Source organism: Bradyrhizobium sp. (assembly GCF_035652035.1).
Classification (GTDB): domain Bacteria; phylum Pseudomonadota; class Alphaproteobacteria; order Rhizobiales; family Xanthobacteraceae; genus Bradyrhizobium.
Genome location: NZ_DASREO010000071.1, coordinates 1 through 7380, shown reverse-complemented (window position 1 = coordinate 7380; position 7380 = coordinate 1). Strand labels below are relative to the sequence as shown.

At 63.1% G+C, this 7380-nt stretch carries 7 protein-coding genes; 1 reads left to right on the top strand and 6 read right to left on the bottom strand.

Going from position 1 to position 7380, the window contains the following annotated elements:
* The 6 genes from VFB05_RS17945 to VFB05_RS17920 all read right to left on the bottom strand — a co-directional run.
* Positions 1-980, bottom strand: a 980-nt coding sequence (locus VFB05_RS17945; protein ID WP_325014455.1) for a peptidase M29, incomplete at its 3' end; no start/stop codon positions are given.
* Between the two features lie 9 nt (positions 981-989).
* Positions 990-1757, bottom strand: a complete 768-nt coding sequence (locus VFB05_RS17940) for an ABC transporter permease (protein ID WP_325014453.1) — start codon at positions 1755-1757, stop codon at positions 990-992.
* Positions 1754-2539, bottom strand: a complete 786-nt coding sequence (locus VFB05_RS17935) for an ABC transporter permease (protein ID WP_325014451.1) — start codon at positions 2537-2539, stop codon at positions 1754-1756. The genes VFB05_RS17940 and VFB05_RS17935 overlap by 4 nt, the downstream gene beginning before the upstream one ends.
* Positions 2536-3375, bottom strand: a complete 840-nt coding sequence (locus tag VFB05_RS17930) for an ABC transporter ATP-binding protein (protein ID WP_325014449.1) — start codon at positions 3373-3375, stop codon at positions 2536-2538. The genes VFB05_RS17935 and VFB05_RS17930 overlap by 4 nt, the downstream gene beginning before the upstream one ends.
* A gap of 81 nt (positions 3376-3456) precedes the next feature.
* Entirely contained in the window at positions 3457-5163 is a 1707-nt protein-coding gene (ilvD, locus tag VFB05_RS17925) for a dihydroxy-acid dehydratase (protein ID WP_325014447.1), read from the bottom strand.
* 52 nt (positions 5164-5215) lie between these two features.
* Complete coding sequence (locus tag VFB05_RS17920) at positions 5216-6199, bottom strand: ABC transporter substrate-binding protein (protein ID WP_325014445.1); 984 nt, start codon at positions 6197-6199, stop codon at positions 5216-5218.
* Positions 6200-6379: 180 nt separating this feature from the next.
* Between VFB05_RS17920 and VFB05_RS17915 the strand changes: the two genes are divergently transcribed.
* The gene (locus VFB05_RS17915; RefSeq protein ID WP_325014443.1) at positions 6380-7291 is read left to right on the top strand and encodes an NAD(P)-dependent oxidoreductase; all 912 of its coding nucleotides are present in this window, start codon (positions 6380-6382) and stop codon (positions 7289-7291) included.
* Positions 7292-7380: the final 89 nt, after the last annotated feature.

Below are 7380 nucleotides of genomic sequence, written 5' to 3'. Positions count from 1 at the left end.
CCCATCATCGGCAAATCGAAATGGCCGGCGGTGTAACGGCCCGCAAACTCGTTGGCGCCCGTCGAGAACAGGAAGTTGCCGGAAACAGCGCGAAGCTCGGTGCCATTGGTGTCGCGCTGGTCGTACATCGACAGCGACTCGTACCGCGCGCCGGGGTTCATGCCGAAGCCGACATGCGACACCGCATAGGCCTCGCGGTCGCCCCACGCCGCGAGATAGGCCCGCATCATCGCGGCATCCGCACCCTCGCCTTCGAGATCGGTGACGTAGTCGTTCTTCAACGTCATCTTCACCGGCGAGGTCAGATAGCGCTTGAAGGTGAGATTGATGTCGCCGGCCGCCATCACCAACGTCCCGTTGACGGTGCCGCTCTTGGGAAAGCTGACGACGATCCCGCCCGGCCAGTGTGCGAGCGTACCCGGCCGGTCGGTCCAGCCCCAGACGCCGACGGTCGAAGCGCCGACCATGTCGACATCGAGCGCGGTGCCGGCCTTCGATGTCACGCGCATACGCCTGGTTCCGCGCAGCATCTTGGCCGCGGCGCGCACACGCTTTTCCAGCGCGGTGTCCGGTACCATTCGCTCGAGCGCTTCCGGGTGCTCGTTCGAAATCACCAAAATGCGCGCGCCAGCCTTCAGGATCTCAGGCGTTTCAGGCGCATGCATCAGGCCCTCGATGGTGCAATCGACCACGAAGCCCGCCTGCTGGAGCGCGGTCACGACCGGACTAAGCCGCTGGATCGCCTCACTTGCGCCGGTCGAACGGATCGGCACGATCTGCCGGTTGCGCGGTGTCGGCACGACCACGTGGAACGGCCGTGCGCCCATGCGCAACAACGCGAGCTCAGCCAAATGCACATTGAGCGTGCGCGACTGCGTCTCCGACAGGATCGCCGCCGTATCGCCCGGTTTGACTGCACAGCGTTCGAAAACCTCGCAGAACGCGTCGATCCATTTTGCTTCGATGCGGTCCGCCAGCATGCTGTTCTCCTAGGCTTCAGGAAATCCGCGCAACAGATATGACCGCACGGCTTCCAGCAAGCCGTTGAGGATCAGTCCGAGCAGCGAGATCGTGATCAGCGGCACGAACATGTCGACCGCCTGAAAGGTCCGCGCAGCCGTCACCAGCACGTGGCCGAGGCCATCGGTCGAGGTGATCATCTCGGCCAGGAACACGACGATGCAGGAAATCACCAGGCCGATCCGGCAGCCCGTCAGGATCGATGGCGCGGCCGCCGGCAGCACAACCTTGAACAGGATTTCGCGCGGGGGCGTGCCCGCGGCCATCGCCGACCAGATCAGCTTCTGCTCGACCATCGACGCACCGTAATAGGTCGATAGCAGGATCGGAAACAACGCGTCGGCCGTAACCAGCGCAATCTTGGATTCATGGCCGAAGCCGACCAGCAACAACAGCGCTGGATAAAGCGCGACCTTGGGCAACGGCGCCAGCACCCGCACGATCGGACGCACGACGGCATTGAGGGCGGGACTGACCGCCGCGGCAAGGCCAATGCCCACTCCCAGGATGACCGCAATCGAAAAACCCGCAAACAGACGAAACAGCGTGGCCGCGATCTCTTGCCTGAAGGTGTCTGTCAGAAGCTGCTGCAGCAAGCGCGCGAACACTTGTCCGGGCGGAGGCAACAGCGTCACCGGCGCATAGCCGAACGACACCAGGGCCTGCCACACGGCGATGATCAGCGCGATCGGGATCACGCCTAACACGAGATCGGATGTCACGGCCCGCGCGTTCATGAGAAACTCAGGGGAAGGTCGAATTGCGGTTCGGACCAGCGCACCAACCGGGCGCGAATTCGCTCGAACAGAGCGTCGAGGCAAATTCCCATCGCGCCCACAATGATGATCATCGCGAACACGGTATCATACTGTCCCATGTCCAGAGCATTGAACAGGATGTTGCCCGCGCCGGACTGACGCGCGATCATTTCACTCGTGATCATGGTGATCAGCGCCAGCACCAGGCCGGTGCGGCAACCCGTGAGGATTTCGGGAAGTGCGGCCGGCAAGACGATGCGGATCATGCGCTGAGCGGCGGAGAGACCCATCGCCGCGCCCGACCACAGCATCTTTTCTTCCACCGCCTTGGCGCCTTCGAAGCTGTGATAGATCACCGGCAGGCTGACGCCGAGGAAGATCACCAGCGTCTTTGCGACATCACCGACTCCGAGCCAGAGCATGATGATCGGCATCAGCGCGGCCTTTGGCACAGGGTAGATGACCATCAAGAGGGGATTGAAGAACGACGCCACGGCGCGGCTGCGTCCCATGGAAAGCCCAAGCGGGATTGAAACGGCGACGGCAATTCCAAAGCCGATTGCCATCCGGCGCAGCGACGCTCCGAAATTGACCAGCGAATCCTTGTCGCCGAGGATCGACGGAATGGCGCGTAGCGCCTCGGTCGCGGTTGGAAAACTGTCGTTGTGCAGGGCCAGCGATGCGAATTGCCAGACCGCGAGCAGGCCGACGCAAGCCAGCACTGGCGCCATGCGCTTGGTGATGGCGTCGACTGATATCATGGTTGCAGTTCGCCGCCGTCGTCGAACATGCGATCGATCTCGACGACATATTTCTGGTAGCGCGGATCGAGCAATAGCTCGGTGCGGCGGCGTGGCCGCGGCAGGTCGATATCGACGATCTGCCGGATACGGCCGGGTGAACGCGTCATCATCACAACCTTGTCGGAGAGGAACACCGCTTCCTCGACCGAATGCGTGACGAACAGCACCGTTTTGCGATCACGTTCCCAGATGTTCAGCAGGTCGTTCTGAAGCCGCGTGCGGGTGTGGGCGTCGAGCGCGCCGAACGGCTCGTCCATCAAGAGCACCTCGGGATGATAGGCGAGCGTACGCGCCAGCGCCACGCGCTGCTTCATGCCGCCGGACAATTCCTTTGGATAGAATTCCTCGAACCCCTTGAGGCCGACCATCTCGAGCAGCCCGCGGGCCTGCGCCTCGGCTTCCACAGGCTTCACGCCCTGCTGGCGTGGACCATACATGACGTTGCCGAGCACGCTCTTCCAGGGAAACAGCGCAAATTCCTGGAACACGGGTCCGCGATCCGGTCCCGGCCCCGTGATCGTCCTGCCCTTCATCCTCGCGACGCCGCGGGTCGGCTGCACGAAACCGCCGACGATATAGAGCAGCGTCGATTTTCCGCAGCCGGAAGGCCCAAGGATGGAAACGAAGGCACCGTCGGCGACCGACAGCGATATATCCGACAGCGCCAGGTGTTCCTGGCGTGCTGAAGTCAGGAACACCTGCGAGACATCGTCGATCTCGATCATGGCGGCCGCCGGCTTCTGTGCCGGTACCGGCTCAGCCCGCAGCTCTGATCGCGAAGGCAAGATCGTCATTCCCGCATCTCTCGCCGACATGGCGCTGCTGGCGCTGTTAGCACAGCGGGAGGCAGCGGGACATGGCGATGCGGCTCCCGATCACGTGTGAGGCTCGTCGAACCAGGGCCATTCAGCCGCACCATTGTGGGTCACCGCGCCACCCGGCGCTTGCCCGACCAGCCTCGCATATTTGGCGAGCGCGCCCGCCCGATGCCGTGGCGGCCGCGGCTGCCAGGCTTTGCGCCGTTCCGCGAGTTCGCTATCGGCAACCAATAGATCCATGCGGCGCGCGCTGGCATCGATGCGGATGCGATCGCCGTCGCGCACCAGCGCCATCGGACCGCCGATAAAGGCCTCCGGTGAGACATAGCCGATACACATGCCGCGCGTCGCGCCGGAGAACCGCCCATCGGTGATCAAGGCGACCTTCTCGCCCATCCCCTGCCCGTAGATCAGCGCGGTGACGCCGAGCATCTCGCGCATGCCGGGACCGCCGACCGGACCCTCGTTGCGGATCACCAGCACTTCGCCCGCGGCGTAGTTGCGTTTGCGGACGGCATCGACGCAGCCCTCCTCGTCCTCGAACACCCGCGCGACACCCTCGAACACGAGGCTCTTCAGGCCCGCCACCTTGATCACAGCACCATCGGGGCAAAGGTTGCCCTTCAACACGGCGACGCCGCCGTCGGGCATGATCGGCTTGCTGGTCGGAAAGATGACCTCGCCGTCGGGCGCGTCGGCATTGCCGTATTCGTCTGCGAGCGTCCTGCCGGTGACGGACAGACAACTACCGTCGATGTGGCCGCTCTCGATCAGGGCACGAATGACGACTGCCGCACCGCCGACATCGTAGACGTCTTTGGCAGTGTACTTGCCGCCCGGCCGCAGATTGCCGATCAGCGGCGTCCGGGCGAAGACCTCGCCGACATCATCGATGGTGAAGCCGATCCCGGCCTCGTTGGCGATTGCCGGCAAATGCAGCGCAGCGTTTGTCGAGCCCCCCGTGGCGGCGACGATAGCCGCGCCGTTCTCCAGGGACTTACGCGTGACGATTTCCCGCGGCAGCGGCCCATTGCGCTCCAGCATGCCCATCACCAGCCGGCCGGCGCGCCGGGCCACCTGAGCGCGCTCCGGGTAAACGCCGGGGATCATCGAGACATTGGGGATGGTCAGCCCCATCGCCTCCGACACCATCGCCATGGTATTGGCGGTGAATTGTCCGGCGCAGGCGCCGATGGTCGGCAAGCATGCGCGCTCGACACCGGTGAGCGTCGCTCGATCGATTTCGCCGGTCATGAAGCCGCCGACAGCCTCGTAGGAGTCGAGCACGGTCAGGGTCTTGTCCCGAAAACGCCCAGGCAGCGCGCTGCCGCCATAGATGAAGATCGACGGGACGTTGCACCGGATCATGCCCATCATCACCCCGGGCAAGGTCTTGTCGCAGCCGCCGAAGCCGATCAGCGCGTCATAGGCCAGGCCATGAACGACGGCTTCGATCGAATCCGCGATCAGTTCCCGCGAGAACAGGGAGAACTTCATCCCCTCGTGGTTCATGCTGATGCCGTCGGAGACGGAAATCGTGGTGAACTCGCGTGGCGTGCCGCCGGCCTCCGCGATCCCCTCCTTGGCCGCATCGACCTGAAAATCGTGAGTCATGTTACAGGGCGTCTGTTCGCCCTTCATGCTGACCACGCCAACCATCGGCTTGGCGATTGCAGCGTCATCGAGCCCCATCGCCCGCATGAAAGCGCGATGCGGCGCCCGATCAAGGCCGTCGGTCGTGACGCGGGACCGCCACTTCTTCATGCGCAAATATCTCTGGCTCTGGTCGGAGTGCGAAACCCCTCGCGGCGTGCGCCTATTGCAGCGGCGCCACGATGGTTGGATGCTTGAACTGCGCGACATCGAGCTTCGGCAGCATCCCGGTCTCGGCATAGATATCGAGCATCTTCTGGATCGCCGGGAAGTTCGGCGCAGCACCAGGATCTCTGCCGAAGTCGTTGTCCTTCAAGAGATATGTCTCGAGTACCGGGATCGGCGCCTTCAGCACCTCATTCACGACTTTTAATGTCTCTTCGCGGTTGGCGAGCGCCTTCTTCATGCCTGAGGTAATATCGCGCACGTAAGCCCTGACCAAATCTGGATTTTTGTCGACGAAGTCGGCGCGGCAGGCTTCGAGAATGTGAACGATGTTCGGCATCGCCTGGTTTAGCGAAAACAGCTTGCGCGTACCGCCCTTCGCTTCCGCGCGCGCCGCAAACGGCTGATTCATGTTGACGGCATCGACGCGGCCCTGACGCAACGCGTCCTCGGACACGGCGAAACCAACCTCGACCAGCTTGATGTCCTTGGCGGGATCGACCCCATTCTGCTTCAGCAGCAGGTTGAACGGTCCCTGCGTGCCGCCGCCGATGACGGAGATGCCGACCGTCTTGCCCTTCAGATCGGCAATGGTCTTGATCGGCGACTCGTCCATGACCGCCCAATAAACCGAGAAGCCGCCCGGCTTCTCGAATACATGCTGGGCAACGATGTAGGCCTTGAGGTTGCCTCCGACCACGCCGTTGGCGAGCGACAGCGGCGCCTGTGTCGCGCAATCCAGCGCGCCCGCCGCCAGCGCCTGCGTCATCGGCGCGGTGCCCTGAAACTGCGTCCATTCGATATTGTAGGTCTTGCCGAGATCAGGGAATTCCTGCGGCCGCTTCATCATCCAGTATTTGGATTCCTCGGCAGGAATGGTCCAACCGACGCGGATGGTCTGCTGCGCTCGCGACGCACTGGCACCAGCCAGAACCGATACCGCCATCGCCGCCGCCAAAGTCCATTTCGAGACCAACCGCATTATGCCCGCTCCAGCTGTTTCTGCCCAAAAGGCACAAGCGCCCCTCGTTTTGGGCCATAAGCCTTTCATGGTTCAAACAATCAGGCAAGCCATTGACGTATCGCTTGTATTCGTCTGATCCGGCAGGGATATTCGCTCACGAGACGTGGCGGACTAGACCTTGGAATGAGGAGCGGCAGCATGACCGGAACGGGTGATGGCAAGGGATCGAGAGCCGAAAAGCTCGGCTATCTCGGGCTCGGCATGATGGGCGTTCCGATGGCCCGGCGCCTGCTCGATGCAGGGTATGAGCTTGCGATCTGGAACCGCTCCGCAGCCAAGGCCAAGAGCCTGGTCGAGGCCGGCGCAAAACTCGTGGCCGATGCTCGCAGTATCGCGGAATCCGCAAGTATCATCTTCATGTGCGTGACAGATGCCACGGCGGTTGAGGAGGTCGTGTTCGGGTCAACCGGACTGGCGAGCGTGCCGGGGAAAGGCAAGCTCGTAGTCGACTTCTCATCGATCCACCCGGAAGCGGCGCGTGACATCGCAGCGCGGCTGAAGTCGGCCAACGGCATGAATTGGATCGATGCGCCGGTCTCCGGCGGCACCAAAGGCGCGGAGGAAGGCACACTGGCTGTGATGGCTGGCGGCGACGCCACCGACATCGAGCGGGTGCGCCCTTATGTGCTGGCGATGGCGCGCCGGCTCACCCACATGGGGCCGACCGGCGCGGGACAGATGACCAAGCTCTGCAACCAGGTCATCGTCGGATGCGCAATGGCGGTCCTGGCCGAAGCCACACGGCTCGCGAGCAATGCCGGGATCGACGCTGGGAAACTGCCGGAGGCGCTCGCCGGCGGATTTGCCGACTCAATCCCGCTGCAGCTCTTCGTACCGCGCATGGTGCAAGGCATCCACTCACCGCCGCTCGGCCACATCGCCACTATTCTGAAGGATCTCGATACGGTTGCCGATGTCGCCCAGGCCACATCGACGCCGGTGCCGATGGCAAGTCTCGCCGCCCAGATTTTCCGGTTGGGCAAGGCCGCGCGAGGGGCTGATGTCGACGCGCTGGAGATTTACAAGCTCTCGGCCGCAAAAGAGAGCTAAAATTCCAATTGCGACCGTCCCAAGGAAGATTAGAACTACCCATCCGGAACCGAAAAAACGCAGGACACGCTGCCATGTATAACCCCGCC